We start from the raw sequence: 18,421 nt of genomic DNA, 5'->3' as shown, positions 1-18,421 counted from the left end.
GAATTACTTCTTGGCGCGACCTTTGTACGAACCACCTTCGCGGGTGTCGATCTCGATCAGGTCGCCGATTTCGATGAAATCTGCAACAGCCAGTTCGGTACCGTTTTTCAGTTTGGCAGGCTTCATCACCTTGCCCGAAGTGTCACCGCGAGCGGAACCTTCGGTGTAGTCAACCTGACGCACGATGGTGGTCGGCAGTTCTACGGAAACCAGGCGCTCTTCGAAGAAAATAGCTTCGCAGACGTCTTCCATGCCTTCTTCAATGAACGGCAGAACGGCTTCGATATCTTCAGCGTTCAGCTCGTACATGGTGTAGTCAGAGGTGTCCATGAACGTGTAGGTGTCGCCGCTGATGAAGGACAGGGTCGCTTCTTTGCGGTCGAGGATTACGTCGTCCAGTTTGTCGTCGGCGCTGTAAACGATCTCGGTCTTGTAACCGGTCAGCAGGTTCTTCAGCTTGGTCTTCATGATTGCGCTGTTACGACCAGACTTGGTGAACTCAGCTTTCTGAACCAGCCAAGGGTCGTTTTCGAGACGGATCACTGTACCGGGTTTCAGTTCTTTACCAGTTTTCATTGCATATATCCGAAATTTGGATGGGATTTACAAAAATCAAGGTGGCGTATCATATCCAACTTTCATAAAACTGTACCAGCGCCGTCGCAAGATCGGCCTGCAAGCCTTGTTCCAGACACCACGATTGCGCGTGCTGACTGACCTCGGGCCAGTGTTCCAGCAGCATTTTCCACGGTTGGGCCATATCGCCATCCGTGTTCCAGGCCTGCCAAAGCGCGATCAGCGCCGCCTTGGCAGCCGGGGATAAGGCGGCGGTGTACAGGTCCAGAAACGCATCGAGCTTGTCCAGGTGGATGTCTTCATCCTGGCGGTAGATGTGCCACAACAGCGGGCGCCCGGCCCACTGGGCGCGCACGAACGAGTCTTCGCCACGTACGGCGTTGAAATCGCAGCACCACAGCAAACGGTCATATTGCTCCTGGCGCACGAACGCAATGACCTGCACGGTCAGCGCGTCACGTTGATGGACGTCCCCCGCGACCAACCCGTCCACACCCAGCCAGCGCTGTACATCGCCGAGAATGCGCCCTTCCGGCACCAACAGATGAGTGGCGTGCCCGTCCGTCGACAACACGTCCAACCAACTGCCGAGCCCGGCATTTTCGTAGGCGAACAGCGACATCAACCGCGCACCGGCTGCAGGAAACACCCCCAGGTTGTGCAGGAATTGCTGCTGCGCAGCGGCGTCCTGCTGAAATGCCTGACGCTGCTCCAGCAAACCGGTCTCACGTAATAAACCGCCGGTTCCCGCGCGAAACCCAGGAAAGAAGAAGTACTTCTGCACGCCCTTGAACTTCACCGATGGCAGTCGATGGCAACCTACAACCCACTCTTCAGCGCTGAGGTAATCCAGGTTCATCCACAACGGCGTGCGCGCACGTGCGGCCATGGCCTCCATATAGTCAGGCGGCAATTGACAGGCGAATGCGGCAATCACCACATCGGCGGATTCGGCCCCAGGCCATTCGGCGGGCCAATGGCGGACTTCGACGCCCTCTTGCCATTGCTGAATCAACTGCACATCAACCTCGGGGCACATGCGTTCGAACGCCCGCAGGTCATCGACCCACAAGCGCACGTCGCACCCGTGCTCCACCACCAGTTGCCGGGCCAGACGCCAGGTCACGCCGATGTCGCCGAAGTTGTCGACGACGCTGCAAAAAATATCCCAGCGGGCTTTCATTCCGGGCTCCAACGCTCAAAGGCTCGATTGTCCGCATAAATGCGCCGATGCAGAAGGCTTGATCGCGATTATTCTGCACAGCGGCTGTGCGACAATCGCCGCCACACCGCAAATGCCTGCCAGGAGGCCGCCATGTCTGACCGTCCGCTGTCACTGCTCAAATTGTGCTTCGCCATCGCGTTTGGCCTCTGGCTCGGGTTTATTGCCATTGTGCTGACCACCTGGCTGGCCTCGCGCTACCTGTTCCCGCAAAGTCTGGCACCAGTCGCGCAAGCCGTTCAGCAACTGGGAAAACCGGCCGTCGTTGCGCCGGAGCCGCCGAACCGAATGTTCGAGCAGTATCAGGAAAACCTGCAAAAACAGGCCCAGCAGCAATCCCTGGATCAGGCCCGCAACAATGCGCGCAACCTGTCCAACCCCAAATGCCAGTTCTGGCTGCAGCAGGACCAGAACGCACCCAACGAAAAGACCCGGGCGAATGTCCTGCAATTCTGTGATTGATGACCATGAATAAACACGCCGTTCACCTGCTCATCCTGGAAAAGCTCACCGTCGACCTCGACATCGCTCAGCGCGCTGCGCAGACCGCCTACGAAACCGCGACCCACGAAGAAAATATCGCGGAGAACAAATACGACACGCTGGGGCTGGAAGCGTCTTATCTCGCGGCCGGGCAAGCCAAGCGTGTCGAGGAAATCAAGCAATCGCTGGCGCTGTGTCAGAACATGCAACTGCGTGCTTACGATGATCAGCGCGGTATAGAAGTGGGTGCGTTACTGGGTCTGGAAGACGAAAACAGGCGCCAGCAATGGCTGTTCCTGGCGCCGGATGCGGCGGGCTTGAAGGTGGATGTGGTTGGGCAACCGGTGACCGTCATCACCCCGCGCTCGCCGCTGGGCAAAAGCCTGCTGGGCAAGTTTGAAGGTGATGAGGTGGAGATTCTGGTGGCAGGCGCCCGGCAACACTTCACGGTTACCGAGGCCAAATAAGCCACTCAGTGGACGGGCAGTTCCACGCCGTCAAACAGCTCTTCCAGTTCCTGCTTGTTGTGGCACTGGATCGCCTTGGCCATGACTTCACGGGTCAGGTGCGGCGCGAATTTCTCGATGAAATCACACATGAAGCCGCGCAGGAACGTGCCGCGACGGAAACCGATCTTGGTCACGCTGGATTCGAACAGCTCGCTGGCGTCGAGTACCACCAGGTCTTTGTCGAGGGCGGTGTCGACCGCCATCTTGGCGACGATGCCCACACCCAGGCCCAGGCGTACGTAAGTCTTGATGACGTCGGCGTCGGCGGCGGTGAACACCACTTTCGGCGTGAGGCCACGGTGGCTGAAGGCTTCGTCGAGCTTGGAACGGCCGGTGAAACCGAACACGTAGGTCACGATCGGGTATTCAGCCAGGGCTTCCAGGGTCAGCTTCGGCAACTTCGCCAGCGGGTGACCTTGAGGCACGACCACGCAACGGTTCCAGCGGTAGCACGGCATCATCACCAGGTCGCCGAACAGCTCCAGAGCTTCGGTGGCGATGGCGAAATCGACGGTGCCGTCAGCGGCCATCTCGGCGATCTGCATCGGCGAACCCTGGTGCATGTGCAACGCAACGTCAGGGTATTGCTTGATGAAATCGCGGATTACCGGCGGCAATGCGTAACGTGCCTGGGTGTGAGTGGTGGCGATCGACAGGGTGCCTTTCTTCTCGTTGGAGAATTCCTGGGCAATCTGCTTGATGCTTTCGACTTTGCGCAGAATCTCGCCGGCGGTGGTGATGATGCGCTCACCGGCTGGCGTGACGCGGGTCAGGTGCTTGCCGCTGCGTGCGAACACTTCAACGCCCAGCTCGTCTTCGAGCAGGCGGATCTGCTTGCTGATACCGGGTTGCGAGGTGTAGAGGCTTTGAGCAGTAGCGGAAACGTTGAGGTCGTGGTGCGCCACTTCCCAGATGTAGCGCAGTTGTTGAAGCTTCATATGTGTCCCTCAAAGCAGATAGACGCCACGGGTATCAGCGACGGTATATAACTATATTAAAGGTAGGACGGATAAATCTAGAACTTTTTATCGTTTTCTACAGGTCATATGTCGTCGCTGCGTCGCCGCTGCAAAGAGGGCACCAGATAAACCGGTACCGTAGACAGCTGCAACACCCGTGCAGCGGTGCGTCCGAGCGGTGTGGCCGCTGCGGTTGCATGGCTATGACTACCTACGATCAACAGGTCAACGGAAAGTTTACGCAGTTGGTCGAGAATCACCTCGCACGGGTCCCCCTGGATCACCCGCACCGAGCGAATCAACTGCAAGTCCTGCTCCCCTTCCCCCAACTCCTCGCGAAAACTGTCCAGCACGCGTTGCTCAATGGTCGCCATCACGGTGGTCAAGCCCTGGCTCTGCCACTCATTCAAGGCCTTCTCATCAAGGTAGCTCTGCAACACCGATTCGGCGAACAGCCCGATCGGCTCGACCACGTGAATCACATACAAATCCGCCTTGAACGTTCGGGCCAGTGCCAGCGCATGTTGCATCACATAAGGCGCATACAGACCAAGGTCTGTGGCGTACAGCATCGAACGGATCATAGAACCTCCTGGACGGCCAGGATGGCGGAGATTGAATCAGCTTAGCAGCGCCTTGCAGAGTTCGGATCAGCTCTCGCTCTGGATTTTCAACTCGTTACTGATGCCATGGGGCACATGCCCGGTGGCGACCACCGCGTTGGCTTTCTCACAATGCCCGGCCTGGTCATCGAAAAACACATCGGCGGCAAACGCTTCCAGGAACGCGGACTTCTCCAGGCCACCGAGAAACAGCGACTCGTCCAGGCGGATATCCCATTCGCGCAACGTGCGAATCACCCGTTCGTGAGACGGCGCCGAGCGTGCAGTGACCAGGGCGGTGCGGATCGGACAAGCCTCGTCGGCGAACTCACGCTGCAACAAATTCAGCGCCGCCAGGAACCCTTTGAAGGGTCCGCCATGCAAAGGCTCGCGCGCTGACTCGCGCTCGTTGGTCAGGAATGCCTCCAGGCCTCCGGCCTGATACACACGCTCCGACTCATCGGAAAACAACACGGCATCGCCATCAAACGCGATCCGCAATTCTTCACTCGAGGCGCGTCGCGCACCGCCTGACAGAATAGTCGCAGCGGCAAAGCCGGCATCCAGCGCGCTGCGTACATCTTCGGCATGGGTGGACAGAAACAGGTGGCAACCAAACGCCGCCAGATAAGGATAAGGACTGCGCCCGCCCACGAACGCGGCGCGGGAAATATCCAGGCCGTAATGCTGGATCGAATTGAACACGCGCAAGCCGGTGTCGGCACTGTTGCGCGACACCAGCACCACTTCCACCCGTGCACGGCCCAGGCTGGCATTGAGGCTCAACAGTTTTTTTACCAGCGGGAAAGCATCGCCGGGCTCAAGCGTCTCTTCTTCGTGCTCGATCTGGTATTTGCGATATGCCTCAACCCCTTCTGCCAGGTAGACCTTGTGGCTGTCGCTCAGGTCGAACAGCGCCCGCGAGGAAATCGCCAGCACCAGTTTGTCGCCCAATCCCTTCGCCATGGTGTTTCCCCCGAGTCAGCGTCCCGCTCAACGATTGTGCCGATCAATAAAACTCAAGGCCTGATACAGCGCCTGCATGCGTGGCAATTCGCAACCTGCCGCACTGGCCGCCGCCAGTGGCCGCGCGTAAATGGCCGCCAGTTCCAGCGGACGTTTGTGCACGTGGTCGTGGTACATGCTGGGCAGGTAGTCGTCCATGGTTTCGGTCATGGCGAACATCTGCTCGGCATAGCTTGCAGGAATTTCATGGCCACAGGCATGAGCCCCCTTCACCACTTCAGCCATCAGCGCCTGGATCAATTCGCGGCTCGATTCATCAGCCATCATCGCCGTGGTGCCGCTACCGAGCAACACGGAAAGGCCGTTGTACGGCACATTCCACACCAGCTTGTGCCAGCGTGCCTGATGCACATTGGCCATGGCCTGGGAGTCGATACCCGCCTTGTGAAACAACGCGGCGCCTTCTTCGACGATGGCTTGCTGACGGCTTTCATCATGGGCTGCGCTGCCACTGTGATAACCCAGATTGACCCGGCCCAGGGCCTGATGCTCGACGACGCCGGGCGCCGAGCGGTGCACGCCGATGTAGCACAGGCCACCGAGCAAATGCAGCGATGCCGGCAAGTGTTGGCGCAGGCTGTCTTCAACGTCGAGGCCGTTTTGCAGCAGCACTATTTTGGCGTCCGGCGCAGCGACCTGGGCGAGGGTCGGGGCGAGGTCCACATTGCCGGTGGACTTGGTGCCCACCAGCAGCCAATCGCACGCCGGCATGTCGGCGGCGCGTGCATAAGCCTGCACCGGGTGCAGGTGCAATCTGCCGTGCAACGTACTGTTAAGGTGCAGGCCATGCTCGCTGACCGCGGCGTATTCACTGCGCAACAGAAAGTGCACATCGAACCCGGCACGCGCCAGCATCAGGCCGTAGAACCCACCAATAGCGCCGGTGCCGATGATGCCAATGCGTGGCGACGGGGGTGTAACTGCGGTCATGGCAAATCCTCTGGTGTGCGGGTCAGTGCTTGATTCACGGCGTCAGTCAGGTCGGCCAGCGTAAGACGTGTCTGTAATTGCCCGAGGAATTGACCCTCGCACACCACGAACAATGCGGGCAAATGAAAGATCTCGTAGCGCTCGACCGCGCCGCCGTTGTGCCCGGCATCCACCCAGCACACGCGGTCCACCGGCAACGGCCAACCCGGCAGTTGCTGGCGTGCCCAACGGCAACTGGAACAGCCTGCGCCTGTAAACACCACGAGCGAAATACCTGGCAATCCCAGCAATTGCTGGTCAATATCCAGGTCGGTCAATTCCAGTTCCTTCACTATACTGCTGCCACCGCCGTCAACTGGACGGTGCTCGGAGTCCGTGTACATGGGTCGTTTTTTACCTCACCCTGATGATGTCGCTGTCGAGTTAATCCAACGTCCCGCTCCTGCCATTCCCCGCCAACGCCTGCACACTATCGGCCTGGGCGGCGTCGCCTGCAATTGCCCGCGCGCCTGGCGCCAGGGCACTGCGGTGGACTTGCGCATCCCCTCCCTGGGCGCCAGCGCCCGCTATCCGGGCTATGTAGCCTGGTGCCGCAAGGTGGAAACCGGCTACCGCATCGGCATCTCGTTTACCGATGAACACGCCTTGTTTGGCGCGCGAATGGGCGAGCAAGTGTGCCAGATCGAACGCTACTGCCGCTTGCACGAACACACGGAGCCTACGCCTGCGCAACTCGAAACGCTGGCCCGCGAATGGGTCTCGCGCCATGCCGGCGAGTTTGCCCACGAGACGTTTGTGCAGCCAGTGCTGGATTAAACCCGGCTTTGCCCATTGTCGCGGGCCCGTATTACGCGCTAAGGTTCCTCCCCCCTGCATTCAAATCATGCTGTGCTCCGCCGCACGGGGATGGCTGGCGGCCGGCACCCGTGACCCTGACGAGTAACACGATGGCTGATTTACCGATCAACGACCTAAACGTCGAATCCAACGAGACCCTGATCACGCCCGATCAGCTCAAACGCGAAATCCCCCTGAGCGACGCTGCCCTGCAGACCGTCACCAAGGGTCGCGAAGTCATCCGTGACATTCTCGACGGCACCGACCACCGCCTCTTCGTAGTGATCGGCCCTTGCTCGATCCACGACCTCAAGGCTGCCCACGAATACGCCGAACGCCTCAAGGTGCTGGCGGCAGAAGTGTCCGACACCTTGTACCTGGTGATGCGCGTCTATTTCGAGAAGCCGCGTACCACCGTCGGCTGGAAAGGCTTGATCAACGACCCGTACCTGGATGACTCGTTCAAGATCCAGGACGGCTTGCACATCGGTCGTCAGTTGCTGCTCGACCTGGCCGAAATGGGCCTGCCGACGGCCACCGAAGCCCTTGACCCGATCTCCCCGCAGTACTTGCAGGATTTGATCAGCTGGTCGGCGATTGGCGCGCGCACCACCGAATCCCAGACCCACCGTGAAATGGCGTCCGGCCTGTCTTCGGCCGTGGGTTTCAAGAACGGCACCGATGGCGGCCTGACGGTTGCAATCAACGCACTGCAATCGGTCTCGAGCCCGCACCGCTTCCTGGGTATCAACCAGGAAGGTGGCGTGTCCATCGTCACCACCAAGGGCAACGCCTACGGCCACGTGGTATTGCGCGGCGGCAATGGCAAGCCCAACTATGATTCGGTCAGCGTCGCACTGTGCGAACAGGCGCTGAACAAGGCCAAAATCAAACCGAACATCATGGTCGACTGCAGCCACGCCAACTCCAACAAGGACCCGGCCCTGCAGCCGCTGGTGATGGAAAACGTCGCCAACCAGATCCTCGAAGGCAACCAGTCGATCATCGGTCTGATGGTCGAGAGCCACCTGAACTGGGGCTGCCAGGCGATTCCAAAGGATCTGGCCGACCTGCAATACGGCGTGTCGATCACCGATGCCTGCATCGACTGGTCTGCCACCGAGACCACCTTGCGCAGCATGCACGCCAAGCTCAAGGACGTATTGCCGAAACGCAAACGCACCTGAAATCGTACGCACACAAAAACGCCGGGCTTAGCCCGGCGTTTTTCATTGTGCTGCAGAAGGTTTACAGCTTCGCGGCATGCCGCTGGTGACGCTCCATGTAGCGCTCTACGTAGGAGCACGACGGGATCACGGTATAGCCGGACTCTTCGGCGAACTTCAAGGCTTCTTCGGTCAACGCGGCAGCAATGCCACGGCCCCGCAGTGCGTTGGGCACGAAGGTCCGATAGATATCCAGGGTCTGCTTCCCGAGGTCCATGTAGGTCAGGTAGGCACGATGACCGTCCACATTGGTCTCGAACTGATGACCTGCCTGGTCATGGTGGATGGACAACGCCTCGCTCATCACTACTCCTCGCGGGTCTTGAAATTCGACCCCTACCTTACCGATGTTTTTCCGGCGAAGGAACATCTACGCCACCCCGTGCCGGTTTCGACAACGAGAAAACCTATAGCGCTCACAACCAGCACGTAGGGAATAGTAAGCACCAATGCTGCAATAGCTCAAGGCGCACTCGTCATCCCCTGCCGCTGGCGGTTACAGAAAGGGCTTCGATCTACCTGCGATCGATAGCCTGAACATTGCCGGCAGTTGAAGCTTGAGACGAACTGCCGCTGTTAAAGTCACCTCTACATGCGCAAAAGATGCCAGGCGTGGTAAAGGCGAGCGTTACGAAAGTGTCATCGACGATATATAAGATTTCACTCGATCACCTGGCCTAACACATGCGGGCCGGACCTTTCAGCTTGGATCCAGTTCCCGCAAAAAAGAAAATATTTGAACAGTTTTTATACAAACCTCCAAAAGATTAGCCAAAATAGATTCCGTGCAAGAATTTTTTTTGCTTCTTGCGCTACGTCAGTTTACTTACTACAAGTAATGAGTAGTATGTACGCCGGCTATCAGCTCACTCTGAGAAAGTAGCCATTTAATAGAAAGTCCTTGAAGGGGAACACGATGAACAACGTTCTGAAATTCTCTGCTCTGGCTCTGGCCGCAGTTCTGGCTACCGGTTGCAGCAGCGTCTCCAAAGAAACCGAAGCTCGTCTGACTGCAACTGAAGACGCAGCAGCTCGCTCCCAGGCTCGTGCAGACGAAGCCTACCGTAAAGCTGATGAAGCGCTGGCTGCTGCTCAAAAAGCACAACAGACTGCTGACGAAGCTAACGAGCGCGCTCTGCGCATGCTTGAAAAAGCAAGCCGCAAGTAATAATCCCTCGGGGTTGTTATCAAGCCGATCCATTCTTGGGTCGGCTTTTTTATTGCCCGCGATTCGGCCCTGAATCCGGGGCAATAAAAAGCCCGCCGGAGCGGGCTTCTGATCATGCAGGCTTACTGCTGCAGATCGACCGGTGTGCTCGACGCCACGGGTGCATTGCCGCCCGGTACGCCAATTTCGGTAGGCAGACCATCTTCAGCCGCCACTACGTCACGCACCTGGTCCCAATTCACCCGCAGGTTATTCGCCAGGTCTTCACGCTTGAGCAAGGCGTTGATCACTGCGGTGTGTTTGTCGACCACGGACGGCGTGCCGTCGTCATTGAGCGGCGTATGCGCTTCAAGGTAGACCTTGCCACCGCTGGTGCCGAATTTGTAGGCATCACTGATGATGCGCACCGACGTCCCCACCGGCACCATGTCGGCCATTTCCAGCACATTGTTGTTGAACATGCGGAAGCAGCCGTGGCTTGTACGCGTGCCGATACCAAATTTCATGTTGGAGCCGTGGATCAGGTAGCCCGGCGTGCCCAAGGTGAACTTGAACGGCCCCAGCGGATTATCCGGCCCGGCCGGCACCACGTTGGGCAGCGGGTCGCCATTGGCAGCGTGTTCAGCCTTGATAGAAGCCGGTGGCGTCCAGGTCGGGTTGGGAATCTTGCCGGTAATGGTGGTATGTGCAACCGGCGAACCCCAGCCTTCACGACCAATGCCCAGCGGGAAGGTGTAGACGACGTTCTGACCTTTCGGATAGTAGTAGAGCCGGTACTCCGCCAGGTTGATCACGATGCCTTCGCGTGGGCCGGGCGGCAGGATGAAGCGCGTGGGCAGCACAATGTCGGTGCCGGCGCCCGGCAACCAGGCGTCGACGCCTGGGTTGGCCGCGACCATTTCCGAATAACCCAGGTCGTAGGTGGTGCCCAGGTCAGCAAAGGTATCTTCGTACTTGGCCTTGATCACCTGGACCTGACCGACAATGTCCTCACCTGGCGGCGGCAAGGGCAACTGCAAGGCTGCTGCCGAACCGGCCGCACAAAGAGCAGCGAGAGACAGGCAGCAGGTGACGACGGAAAGGCGCGACAACATCCGGAAAATCCTTCGCAGAACGACGGGTAGGAAAAAACTGATTGTATACGTGAAGCGCGCCTCAAGCATCAAGCGCCCCGCGTTTACAGCTCGAAGCGCAGCTCCGGCCAGATCGGCGGTGTGCCGCGCTTTTGCGATTCGAGAATCGCCCGACACAACGGGCACAGACGCTGGTCCTGGAAGATCGAGCGATCCACCGACGACCAGCGTGGCTGTGCCGGCAACAAAGTGCCACAGAGTGTGCGATCGATCGAACCGCCCAATTCCAGTTGACGCGGCACCAGATGCACCCTGACTTCCTGGCAGGCGAACAAATCCAACTGCTCGTCCGGCTCGATCAGTTGGTAGTTAAACAGGGACCAGGCAGGACGCGACATCGGGGGCTCCAAATCGGGGGGGCGCCACCTTAGCCGAAAGGCCGTCTCGAGAGAAGCGTCATAGCAGCGGTTTTAACGTCGGCCAGACATTTTCCAGCAAACGGCCCTGGGCGCCGACCGCCGGGTGAAGTTGGTCGGCCTGCATCAGCTCCGGATGACCACCGATACCTTCGAGGAAGAACGGCACCAGCGGGATGTTTTTCTCCTCCGCCAACTCGCCATAAACCTTGGCAAAGGCCGTGGTATAGCGCGGGCCATAATTGGGCGGCAGTTGCATGCCCAGCAGCAACACCTTGGCGCCGCCCGCTTTGGACTGGTCAATCATCGAAGCAAGATTTTGTTGCAATTGCGCAGGTGGCTGACCACGCAGGCCATCGTTGCCGCCCAACTCAAGGATCACCACATCCGGCTTATGCTCTGCAAGCGCCGCCGGCAGCCGCGCCAGGCCTCCCGCACTGGTGTCGCCACTGATGGACGCATTGACGACTTTATCGTCGAAACCTTCCTTTTTGAGCCGTTGTTCGAGCAAGGCGACCCACCCTTTGCTGGTATCCAGGCCGAAACCGGCACTGATACTATCCCCAACGATCAGGACTGTACCCGCCGCTGCGTTCTGGGCCATGCACATCAAGGCCAGGCCAGCACTCAAAAACCACATTCGCATTGGATTCTCCATGGGCGCAAGCATTCTCACCGCGCGAAACCTTAGCAAAGTGGTTCCCAGCGCGGAAGGTGAACTGACTATCCTGCACGAACTGAGCCTGGAACTGAACAAGGGCGATAGCCTGGCTATCGTCGGCAGCTCCGGTTCCGGCAAATCCACCCTCCTCGGCCTGCTGGCCGGTCTCGACCTTCCCAGCAGCGGCGAAGTCACTCTCGCAGGGCAAGCACTCAGTGCCCTGGACGAAGACCAGCGCGCGCGCATTCGTGCCGAACACGTGGGCTTCGTGTTTCAGTCCTTTCAATTGCTCGACAGCCTCAACGCCCTCGAAAACGTAATGCTGCCGCTGGAACTGGACGGCCGCAAAGACGCTCGCGAGCGGGCCAGACACCTGCTGGAGCGCGTCGGCCTGGGTCAACGCCTGACCCACTCGCCCCGCCAGCTTTCCGGTGGCGAGCAGCAACGCGTGGCCATTGCCCGCGCATTTGCCGCCGAACCCGACGTGCTGTTTGCCGATGAACCCACCGGCAACCTCGACAGCCACACCGGCGAGCGCATCAGCGACCTGTTGTTTGAGCTCAATAAAGAAAGCGGCACGACCCTGGTGCTGGTCACCCACGACGAGCGCCTGGCCCATCGTTGCCGACGCCTGATCCGCCTTGAAGCCGGCCTGATGGTCGCGCCCCTGGAGCCTTGATGGCACGCTTGCCGCTACTGCGTTTGTTCAGCCTTGCCATGCGCCAATTGCTGCGCGATGCCCGCGCCGGTGAATTGCGTGTGTTGTTCTTCGCCCTGCTGGTAGCTGTGGCTGCCAGCACCGCTATCGGCTACTTCGGGGCGCGACTCAACGGCGCCATGATGTTGCGTGCCACCGAATTCCTCGGCGCCGACCTGGTGCTCGAAGGCAGCTCGCCAGCGCGCCCCGAGCAAATCAAATCCGGGACCGAGCTGGGCCTGGACCACGCGCGCATCGTCGAATTTTCCAGCGTAATCGCCACGGACAACGGCATTCAGCTTTCCAGCATCAAAGCGGTCAATGAGCGGTATCCGCTGCGTGGCGAACTGAAAAGCGCTGCCGAGCCCTTCGGTGCAGAAACCCCAGGGGGAGGCCCGAAACCCGGCGAAGCCTGGGTGGAGGCACGGTTGCTGACGGCGCTTGACCTGAAAGTGGGCGACAGCATCGATGTCGGCATGAAGACGCTGCGCCTGGCGCGCATCCTGACCTATGAGCCCGACCGCGCCGGCAACTTCTACAGCCTGACGCCGCGGGTGATGATCAACCTGGCGGACCTGGACGCCACCGGTGTGGTCCAGCCCGGCAGCCGCGTGAGCTATCGCGAACTGTGGCGCGCCCCTCAGGGCACCACGGTGCTGCAAACCTATCGTGACCTGGTGAAGCCTGGCCTCGCCGCCAACCAGCGCCTGCAGGACTCGCGGGACGGCAACCAACAGATCGGGGGCGCACTGGGCAAAGCCGAGCGTTACCTGAACATGGCAAGCCTGGTCGCGGTGCTGCTGGCGGGTGTGGCGGTGGCGCTTTCGGCCAACCGTTTTGCCAGCCGGCGCTTCGACGCCAGTGCGCTGCTGCGCTGCCTCGGCCTGTCACGGCGAGAAACGATGCTGCTGTTCAGCCTGCAATTGACCGTACTCGGCCTGCTGGCAAGCCTGGCCGGCGCGGTACTCGGCTGGCTGGCGCAGTTCGGGCTGTTCTATTTCCTCCACGACTTGCTCCCGGCCGACGTGCCGCCAGGTGGGCTGTTGCCGGCGATTGCAGGCATCGGCACCGGTCTGGTCGCACTCGCCGGCTTCGCCCTGCCCCCACTGGCAGCGCTGGGCCGCGTGCCGCCATTGCGGGTATTGCGCCGCGACTTGCTGCCCATCCCCTCCAGCACATGGATGGTCTACGGTGCCGCGCTGTTTGCCCTGGGCCTGATCATGTGGCGCCTGAGCCTCGATCTGGTACTGACCTTCGCGTTGCTGGGCGGTGGCGTGGTGGCCGCGCTGATCCTCGGCGGTCTGCTGCTGTTGTTGCTGCAAAGCCTGCGCCGCTTGTTGGCACGTGCCACCCTGCCCTGGCGTCTGGGCTTGGGCCAATTGCTGCGCCATCCATTGGCGGCCGCTGGCCAGTCCCTCGCGTTTGGTCTGATCCTGTTGTCGATGGGCCTGATCGCCCTGCTCCGGGGTGAGCTGCTCGACACCTGGCAAAACCAGTTGCCCAAAGACGCACCCAACTATTTCGCGCTGAACATTCTGCCCGCCGACAAAGATGCATTTGGCGCGCGGCTCCTGGAGTTGCAAGCGCAAGCGGCGCCGCTGTACCCGGTCGTGCCGGGGCGGTTGATCAGCATCAACGGTACCCCCGTGCAGGAGATCGTCAGCAAAGACTCAGGTGGTGACCGCGCCGTGCAGCGTGATTTGAGTTTGACCTGGGCGGCCGATCTACCCCCGGGCAACGTGCTGACTGCAGGTTCCTGGTGGTCACAGCAGCCGACGGATGAGGTGCCTGGCGTGTCAGTTGAGGCCAAGGTTGCAGAAAGTCTGAAGCTCAAACTCAATGACCACCTGGTGTTCACCGTTGGCGGGGAAAACCGTGAGGCCCGGGTTACCAGCCTCCGGACCATCAACTGGGATAACTTCCAGCCCAACTTCTTCATGATCTTCCAGCCGGGGACCTTGAAGGACTTGCCCGCGACCTACCTGACCAGCTTTTATCTGGCGCCGGGTCATGATCAGCAGATCGTTGACCTGTCCCGAGCCTTCCCGGCGGTCACCATCCTGCAGGTCGAGGCTTTGCTGGAGCAGCTACGCAGCATCCTCGCCCAAGTGACGCTGGCGGTGGAGTACGTGCTGCTGTTTGTGTTGGCGGCGGGGATGGCGGTGCTGTTTTCCGGCTTGCAGGCCACACTGGATGAGCGGATTCGTCAGGGCGCATTGCTGCGCGCACTGGGCGCCGAACGCAAACTGCTGGTCAAGGCACGGCGTATCGAGTTCGGCTTGCTGGGTGCCGTCAGCGGCTTGCTGGCAGCACTGGGCACCGAACTGGTGACATGGGTGCTGTACCGCTACGCGTTTGACTTGGCCTGGCACCCTCACCCGTGGTTATTGGTGCTACCGGTGATTGGCGCGGTGCTGATCGGCGGTGCGGGGGTGTTCGGCACGCGCCGCGCGCTGAATGCCAGCCCGTTGACCGTATTACGCGAAGGCTGAAACGCAAATGGCCCGCACCTCTACTCAGAGAGCGGGCCATTCGCCTACTTCACATACTCGATTCCGGTAATCCACCAGCACACTTCTCCGCTTGGAGTCTGCACCATCGCCTCATCATCGACTTCCTTGCGCAACAGCGCCCGGGCCATGGGCGAGTCGATAGAGATGTAATCCATTCGATCGTAGATCTCGTCATACCCCACAATGCGAAACCGCTTGGTCTCGCCCTGCTCGTTTTCAATATCCACCCAAGCGCCGAAAAACACTTTGCCCTCCTGCTCGGGCATGTACTCCACCACGCGCATGTCTTCCAGGCGTTTGCGCAGATATCGCACCCGCCGGTCGATCTCACGCAGCAGTTTTTTGTTGTACTGGTAGTCAGCGTTTTCGCTGCGATCCCCCAGCGAGGCCGCCCACGTTACTTTGCGCGTGGTATCCGGACGCTTTTCACGCCACAGATAATCCAGCTCCTTTTTCAGCGCTTCATGGCCTTCTTTGGTAATCAGCTTGGTACTCAAACGCATGCATCCCCAGGCAATGTCCAACGGTGCCGAAACGCTACGGCGTCATGCCTTGGCGTCGGCTGGCAGGGGTTGATGATAAATGAACCCGGGAAAGTAGCCAGACCGCAGACCTCTTCTGATTCAGCCTTGACCCTCAAGGGCCTGGTCCAGTTCAAGCAGCGCGCTGCGTAAACGCTGGCGCATACCGGACAAATGCGCCATTGCCAGCGTCATCTTTTCAGCCTGCTGGTCAGCCTCCTCTTTTTGGCTATGCAGTTGTGCGTCGCGCTGCTCCAGGCCACGACCTTTTTCATCCAGGTCACTTTGCGTCTGCTGCAATCGAGCCTGCCACTGCTCGAGCATTTCCTCTCGCTCAGTGACTGCACGTTTTTGTTGCGTCAACTCTTGCGCCACTTTGGCAAGATTGGTGAGCGTGCTGTCGACCTCCTGCAATGAAGCAGGCTCCATCGGGGCGGGCAGCTTCAGCGGGGTTGATTCACCGCGCTCAACGTCGGCAGGCGGCGCCTGCGCTTCAACCGGCTCCACCGCAGGCACGTCATCCACGGAATCCGATGGTTCGGCTTCAACAAACACATGCTCGGATGGCTGCGTGGGCTGAGAGGGGGTTGCGTTTCTGATGGGCGCAACCATTTGCGAAGAAAAGCGAATGGACGGCACGATCAGCGCAGCGCTTTCGATCGCCGGCAGCGCAGGCGCAGCGATGCCCAGGGTAATCACCTTCATCACCAACGCTTTCTTGATGATTACCGAGTGATGGTCCTCAGGCCTTGCAGGCGGCAGCTTGCAGCCTTTCAAATCGATAAAGTGAAAGGGCACTGCCGCCTCCACTGCAGCACCTGCCTTCGCTCCGGACGCTGCGGCTGCCGTCAAAATTTGCTTAAACACCTGCATGGCCACTTGCAGGTCTTCCTTGGACTCGACACCGCCCAGAAAATATCGGTCGAGCTTCTTACGCAATGCCGCGATATAGACACGGGAGTTACCGGGTTCGGTTTCTTCATCCAGGCTGTAAACAAGAAAGTTGGAAGCGGTCTGGGCCACTGCAAAACCACAGAGCAGTGCACCGTTGACCGGAGCGTCCTGACCACTGCGTTCAAGAACAAGGGTACGTAGAAGCATCATAGTAATCAGGCCTCATCACAAAAGAGCAAACCTTACCTAAAACATTAGATAAACATCCGAGCATTTAGAAGCGTCGAGATCTCACAATTGTTTCAGCAAGTTATCAAGCTCGGTGTAGGACTTTTCTGAGATGTCCGCCACCGCATTCACAAACTCAGTCATTAAACGTAACCTTTTTAACGCTTCAGCCTTCATCGCCAGCGCTTCTCCAATACGCCTACCACACTCACGCGGTAACACAATGCTCGAAATAAGTAACCTGACCAAGCATTTGGGCAAAAGAGAGGTGATCACCGATCTTTCGTTTTGCGCGCAACACCGAGAATGCATAGGTATTTTTGGAGGACAGGGCGCGGGCAAAACGACGTTACTGAACTTGATTGGCGGATTAGCCAAACCAACTTCCGGGCATATTGGTATTGCGGGAATGAGTCTTCACACCCATCCACTTCAAGTAAAGCAAGCGGTGGGTTATCAACTTCAAGGCGGGCTCAGCCATCACGTGTTATCCGTCAAAGGTGTACTGAACTTTATTGCAGAAGTCCGGGGCTTCAGCGGGGCTGAAAAGCGCGAGCGAGTAGCGCGTGCAGCCGCGCGACTAGACTTGTTGCCCGTGTTCAACACGCCCATCAATGCACTCTCTCCAAGTATGAAACGCAACGTTGCCATCGCTCAAGCCATCCTGCATACACCAAGCCTGCTCTTGCTGGACGAACCAACGGAAGGCGTGGGCACGGATCAACGAATCAAGTTCAAAACACTGATCCAGTCATTGATTGAAGAGATGACAGTGATTATTGCGTCTCGCCACTGCGACGAACTGTCGAACCTCTGCACGCGCGCGCTGGTTATCGCAAACGGCAGGTTGATATCAGATACTCCGCTGCACGAACTCCAACGCAGTTCCCGACACTTTCAATCCGTCACGCTGGCGGCAAAAACGCCGTTGGACTTACTGGCACTCGCCGTATTACCCGGCGTTGCAGGCATAGAAGAAGATCGACAGGCACCAGGTACGGTGACCGTACTTGCGATGCCGGGGCATGCCATTTATTCCCATATCAATGCACTGATCGCCAGTCGCGGTTGGGACATCACGTCCTTAAGCCTGGAGCCAGGTCGCCTGAACGAAGTCGTTCACCACTTGAGCCAGGAGGCCTCGCTTTGAAACGGCTACCCGTCATTTTCAAGCGCCAACTCGTCAGTTATGCCTGCACGCCAGGCACTTACGTGAGTGTTGCCGCGTTCCTGGTGCTCAGCACCTCACTGGGATTGCACGCAAGCCAATGGGTGGAGAACAACAGCGGTGATTTACGCGTGTTCTTTCACTTACATCCCTGGCTTTATCTGCTGCTGATACCCACGCTGTCGACACAACTATGGTCAGACGAGCAAAATATCAGCCTGCGTGAACTGATGAAAACGCTGCCCCTTACTGCAGCAGAACTTGTCATCGGCAAGTTTCTGGCCGCGTGGGTCGTATGCGGCATCGCCGTAGTGCTGACGTTTCCTGTAGTGCTTGCTGCCAACTATCTCGGCGCTGCAGACAATAGCGTTATCGCCTCACAATTTCTCAGCAGTTGGTTGCTGGCGGGGAGTTACCTGTCCGTCGGTTGTTTCATCTGCGTGCTGACGCGTCACCGTATTGTTGTTTTCCTGATGACGCTGGGTTTGCTGCTTATCGCCAGTGGGCTGTATTCGATTTTGGACGCACTTGATCATCAGGCCCCCATCTGGCTAATCGACAGCTTGATCAAAATAAACCCACTTTCACGCTTCGACGCTATCGACAATGGAAAACTGACACTTCGTGACAGTTTGTACTTCATCAGCATGATCCTTGCATTTCTCTGTGCAACGACCGTCACACTTAACGGCAAAGCCAGCTGAGAAGGAAG

22 protein-coding genes are annotated in these 18,421 nt (G+C 58.8%); 9 read left to right on the top strand and 13 right to left on the bottom strand.

The window, feature by feature from the left end; genetic code table 11:
- Window positions 1-3: 3 nt before the first annotated feature.
- Both BFW87_RS20300 and earP read right to left on the bottom strand, forming a co-directional pair.
- Entirely contained in the window at window positions 4-576 is a 573-nt protein-coding gene (locus BFW87_RS20300) for an elongation factor P (protein ID WP_071487782.1), read from the bottom strand.
- 49 nt (window positions 577-625) lie between these two features.
- Window positions 626-1,759, bottom strand: coding sequence for an elongation factor P maturation arginine rhamnosyltransferase EarP (gene earP / locus BFW87_RS20295; RefSeq protein WP_078741498.1), 1,134 nt, complete (start codon window positions 1,757-1,759; stop codon window positions 626-628).
- A gap of 132 nt (window positions 1,760-1,891) precedes the next feature.
- On the opposite strand from earP, the gene BFW87_RS20290 reads away from it, so the two are divergent.
- Window positions 1,892-2,260 (top strand): hypothetical protein, encoded by a 369-nt coding sequence (locus tag BFW87_RS20290; RefSeq protein ID WP_078741497.1) that lies wholly within the window; start codon window positions 1,892-1,894, stop codon window positions 2,258-2,260.
- A gap of 5 nt (window positions 2,261-2,265) precedes the next feature.
- Window positions 2,266-2,748 carry a GreA/GreB family elongation factor gene (locus BFW87_RS20285; RefSeq protein WP_078741586.1) on the top strand — a complete coding sequence of 161 codons (483 nt, stop codon included), beginning with the start codon at window positions 2,266-2,268 and terminating at the stop codon, window positions 2,746-2,748.
- 5 nt (window positions 2,749-2,753) lie between these two features.
- On the opposite strand, the gene cysB is transcribed toward BFW87_RS20285, so the two are convergent.
- The 5 genes from cysB to BFW87_RS20260 all read right to left on the bottom strand — a co-directional run bounded on the left by cysB (window position 2,754) and on the right by BFW87_RS20260 (window position 6,690).
- On the bottom strand, window positions 2,754-3,728 hold the full coding sequence (gene cysB / locus BFW87_RS20280) for an HTH-type transcriptional regulator CysB (protein WP_012722988.1): 975 nt from the start codon (window positions 3,726-3,728) through the stop codon (window positions 2,754-2,756).
- A gap of 104 nt (window positions 3,729-3,832) precedes the next feature.
- Window positions 3,833-4,333 carry a universal stress protein gene (locus BFW87_RS20275; protein ID WP_016972341.1) on the bottom strand — a complete coding sequence of 167 codons (501 nt, stop codon included), beginning with the start codon at window positions 4,331-4,333 and terminating at the stop codon, window positions 3,833-3,835.
- Between the two features lie 66 nt (window positions 4,334-4,399).
- Complete coding sequence (locus tag BFW87_RS20270) at window positions 4,400-5,317, bottom strand: 5'-nucleotidase (RefSeq protein ID WP_078741496.1); 918 nt, start codon at window positions 5,315-5,317, stop codon at window positions 4,400-4,402.
- Between the two features lie 27 nt (window positions 5,318-5,344).
- Window positions 5,345-6,307, bottom strand: coding sequence for a putative 2-dehydropantoate 2-reductase (locus BFW87_RS20265; protein WP_078741495.1), 963 nt, complete (start codon window positions 6,305-6,307; stop codon window positions 5,345-5,347).
- On the bottom strand, window positions 6,304-6,690 hold the full coding sequence (locus BFW87_RS20260) for a thioredoxin (protein ID WP_078741494.1): 387 nt from the start codon (window positions 6,688-6,690) through the stop codon (window positions 6,304-6,306). The genes BFW87_RS20265 and BFW87_RS20260 overlap by 4 nt, the downstream gene beginning before the upstream one ends.
- On the opposite strand from BFW87_RS20260, the gene BFW87_RS20255 reads away from it, so the two are divergent.
- Entirely contained in the window at window positions 6,689-7,123 is a 435-nt protein-coding gene (locus BFW87_RS20255) for a PilZ domain-containing protein (protein WP_078741493.1), read from the top strand. The genes BFW87_RS20260 and BFW87_RS20255 overlap by 2 nt on opposite strands.
- Before the next feature lie 131 nt (window positions 7,124-7,254).
- Window positions 7,255-8,331 (top strand): 3-deoxy-7-phosphoheptulonate synthase, encoded by a 1,077-nt coding sequence (locus tag BFW87_RS20250; RefSeq protein ID WP_060753323.1) that lies wholly within the window; start codon window positions 7,255-7,257, stop codon window positions 8,329-8,331.
- 61 nt (window positions 8,332-8,392) lie between these two features.
- On the opposite strand, the gene BFW87_RS20245 is transcribed toward BFW87_RS20250, so the two are convergent.
- Window positions 8,393-8,674, bottom strand: coding sequence for a GNAT family N-acetyltransferase (locus BFW87_RS20245; RefSeq protein WP_003233387.1), 282 nt, complete (start codon window positions 8,672-8,674; stop codon window positions 8,393-8,395).
- A gap of 612 nt (window positions 8,675-9,286) precedes the next feature.
- Here BFW87_RS20245 and oprI point away from each other — a divergent pair.
- On the top strand, window positions 9,287-9,538 hold the full coding sequence (oprI, locus tag BFW87_RS20240; protein ID WP_003172710.1) for an outer membrane lipoprotei OprI: 252 nt from the start codon (window positions 9,287-9,289) through the stop codon (window positions 9,536-9,538).
- 122 nt (window positions 9,539-9,660) lie between these two features.
- Here the strand turns inward: oprI and BFW87_RS20235 are convergent, their stop codons facing one another.
- The 3 genes from BFW87_RS20235 to BFW87_RS20225 all read right to left on the bottom strand — a co-directional run bounded on the left by BFW87_RS20235 (window position 9,661) and on the right by BFW87_RS20225 (window position 11,673).
- Window positions 9,661-10,632, bottom strand: coding sequence for a L,D-transpeptidase family protein (locus BFW87_RS20235; protein ID WP_078741492.1), 972 nt, complete (start codon window positions 10,630-10,632; stop codon window positions 9,661-9,663).
- 83 nt (window positions 10,633-10,715) lie between these two features.
- Window positions 10,716-11,009: a hypothetical protein gene (locus BFW87_RS20230; protein ID WP_078741491.1), complete on the bottom strand. Its 294-nt coding sequence runs from the start codon at window positions 11,007-11,009 to the stop codon at window positions 10,716-10,718.
- Window positions 11,010-11,067: 58 nt separating this feature from the next.
- Window positions 11,068-11,673 carry an arylesterase gene (locus BFW87_RS20225; RefSeq protein ID WP_078741490.1) on the bottom strand — a complete coding sequence of 202 codons (606 nt, stop codon included), beginning with the start codon at window positions 11,671-11,673 and terminating at the stop codon, window positions 11,068-11,070.
- A gap of 10 nt (window positions 11,674-11,683) precedes the next feature.
- On the opposite strand from BFW87_RS20225, the gene BFW87_RS20220 reads away from it, so the two are divergent.
- Both BFW87_RS20220 and BFW87_RS20215 read left to right on the top strand, forming a co-directional pair.
- A complete protein-coding gene (locus BFW87_RS20220; RefSeq protein ID WP_059397119.1) occupies window positions 11,684-12,367 on the top strand; it encodes an ABC transporter ATP-binding protein in 684 nt (227 codons plus the stop codon).
- Window positions 12,367-14,877: an ABC transporter permease gene (locus tag BFW87_RS20215; protein WP_078741489.1), complete on the top strand. Its 2,511-nt coding sequence runs from the start codon at window positions 12,367-12,369 to the stop codon at window positions 14,875-14,877. The genes BFW87_RS20220 and BFW87_RS20215 overlap by 1 nt, the downstream gene beginning before the upstream one ends.
- 44 nt (window positions 14,878-14,921) lie before the next feature.
- Here BFW87_RS20215 and greB read toward each other — a convergent pair whose 3' ends face one another.
- Complete coding sequence (gene greB / locus BFW87_RS20210) at window positions 14,922-15,395, bottom strand: transcription elongation factor GreB (RefSeq protein WP_078047544.1); 474 nt, start codon at window positions 15,393-15,395, stop codon at window positions 14,922-14,924.
- A 126-nt stretch (window positions 15,396-15,521) separates the two neighbouring features.
- Window positions 15,522-16,523 (bottom strand): hypothetical protein, encoded by a 1,002-nt coding sequence (locus tag BFW87_RS20205; RefSeq protein WP_078741488.1) that lies wholly within the window; start codon window positions 16,521-16,523, stop codon window positions 15,522-15,524.
- 241 nt (window positions 16,524-16,764) lie between these two features.
- Here BFW87_RS20205 and BFW87_RS20200 point away from each other — a divergent pair, with 241 nt between their 5' ends.
- Window positions 16,765-17,691 (top strand): ATP-binding cassette domain-containing protein, encoded by a 927-nt coding sequence (locus BFW87_RS20200; protein WP_078741487.1) that lies wholly within the window; start codon window positions 16,765-16,767, stop codon window positions 17,689-17,691.
- Window positions 17,688-18,413 carry an ABC transporter permease gene (locus BFW87_RS20195; RefSeq protein ID WP_078741486.1) on the top strand — a complete coding sequence of 242 codons (726 nt, stop codon included), beginning with the start codon at window positions 17,688-17,690 and terminating at the stop codon, window positions 18,411-18,413. The genes BFW87_RS20200 and BFW87_RS20195 overlap by 4 nt, the downstream gene beginning before the upstream one ends.
- Window positions 18,414-18,421: the final 8 nt, after the last annotated feature.

It is taken from the genome of Pseudomonas fluorescens, from assembly GCF_002022275.1.
In the GTDB taxonomy this organism is placed as follows: Bacteria; Pseudomonadota; Gammaproteobacteria; order Pseudomonadales; family Pseudomonadaceae; genus Aquipseudomonas; species Aquipseudomonas fluorescens_AJ.
The sequence above is the reverse complement of the archived record's forward strand: the minus strand, read 5'-3'. Positions and strand labels throughout refer to the sequence as shown.

Excerpts from the sequence above, each read along its gene's own strand:
- BFW87_RS20300 (WP_071487782.1), bottom strand. The coding sequence starts at position 576 with ATGAAAACTGGTAAAGAACTGAAACCCGGTACAGTGATCCGTCTCGAA.
- earP (WP_078741498.1), bottom strand. The coding sequence starts at position 1,759 with ATGAAAGCCCGCTGGGATATTTTTTGCAGCGTCGTCGACAACTTCGGC.
- BFW87_RS20290 (WP_078741497.1), top strand. The coding sequence starts at position 1,892 with ATGTCTGACCGTCCGCTGTCACTGCTCAAATTGTGCTTCGCCATCGCG.
- BFW87_RS20285 (WP_078741586.1), top strand. The coding sequence starts at position 2,266 with ATGAATAAACACGCCGTTCACCTGCTCATCCTGGAAAAGCTCACCGTC.
- cysB (WP_012722988.1), bottom strand. The coding sequence starts at position 3,728 with ATGAAGCTTCAACAACTGCGCTACATCTGGGAAGTGGCGCACCACGAC.
- BFW87_RS20275 (WP_016972341.1), bottom strand. The coding sequence starts at position 4,333 with ATGATCCGTTCGATGCTGTACGCCACAGACCTTGGTCTGTATGCGCCT.
- BFW87_RS20270 (WP_078741496.1), bottom strand. The coding sequence starts at position 5,317 with ATGGCGAAGGGATTGGGCGACAAACTGGTGCTGGCGATTTCCTCGCGG.
- BFW87_RS20265 (WP_078741495.1), bottom strand. The coding sequence starts at position 6,307 with ATGACCGCAGTTACACCCCCGTCGCCACGCATTGGCATCATCGGCACC.
- BFW87_RS20255 (WP_078741493.1), top strand. The coding sequence starts at position 6,689 with ATGGGTCGTTTTTTACCTCACCCTGATGATGTCGCTGTCGAGTTAATC.
- BFW87_RS20260 (WP_078741494.1), bottom strand. The coding sequence starts at position 6,690 with ATGTACACGGACTCCGAGCACCGTCCAGTTGACGGCGGTGGCAGCAGT.
- BFW87_RS20250 (WP_060753323.1), top strand. The coding sequence starts at position 7,255 with ATGGCTGATTTACCGATCAACGACCTAAACGTCGAATCCAACGAGACC.
- BFW87_RS20245 (WP_003233387.1), bottom strand. The coding sequence starts at position 8,674 with ATGAGCGAGGCGTTGTCCATCCACCATGACCAGGCAGGTCATCAGTTC.
- oprI (WP_003172710.1), top strand. The coding sequence starts at position 9,287 with ATGAACAACGTTCTGAAATTCTCTGCTCTGGCTCTGGCCGCAGTTCTG.
- BFW87_RS20235 (WP_078741492.1), bottom strand. The coding sequence starts at position 10,632 with ATGTTGTCGCGCCTTTCCGTCGTCACCTGCTGCCTGTCTCTCGCTGCT.
- BFW87_RS20230 (WP_078741491.1), bottom strand. The coding sequence starts at position 11,009 with ATGTCGCGTCCTGCCTGGTCCCTGTTTAACTACCAACTGATCGAGCCG.
- BFW87_RS20225 (WP_078741490.1), bottom strand. The coding sequence starts at position 11,673 with ATGCGAATGTGGTTTTTGAGTGCTGGCCTGGCCTTGATGTGCATGGCC.
- BFW87_RS20220 (WP_059397119.1), top strand. The coding sequence starts at position 11,684 with ATGGGCGCAAGCATTCTCACCGCGCGAAACCTTAGCAAAGTGGTTCCC.
- BFW87_RS20215 (WP_078741489.1), top strand. The coding sequence starts at position 12,367 with ATGGCACGCTTGCCGCTACTGCGTTTGTTCAGCCTTGCCATGCGCCAA.
- BFW87_RS20205 (WP_078741488.1), bottom strand. The coding sequence starts at position 16,523 with ATGATGCTTCTACGTACCCTTGTTCTTGAACGCAGTGGTCAGGACGCT.
- BFW87_RS20200 (WP_078741487.1), top strand. The coding sequence starts at position 16,765 with ATGCTCGAAATAAGTAACCTGACCAAGCATTTGGGCAAAAGAGAGGTG.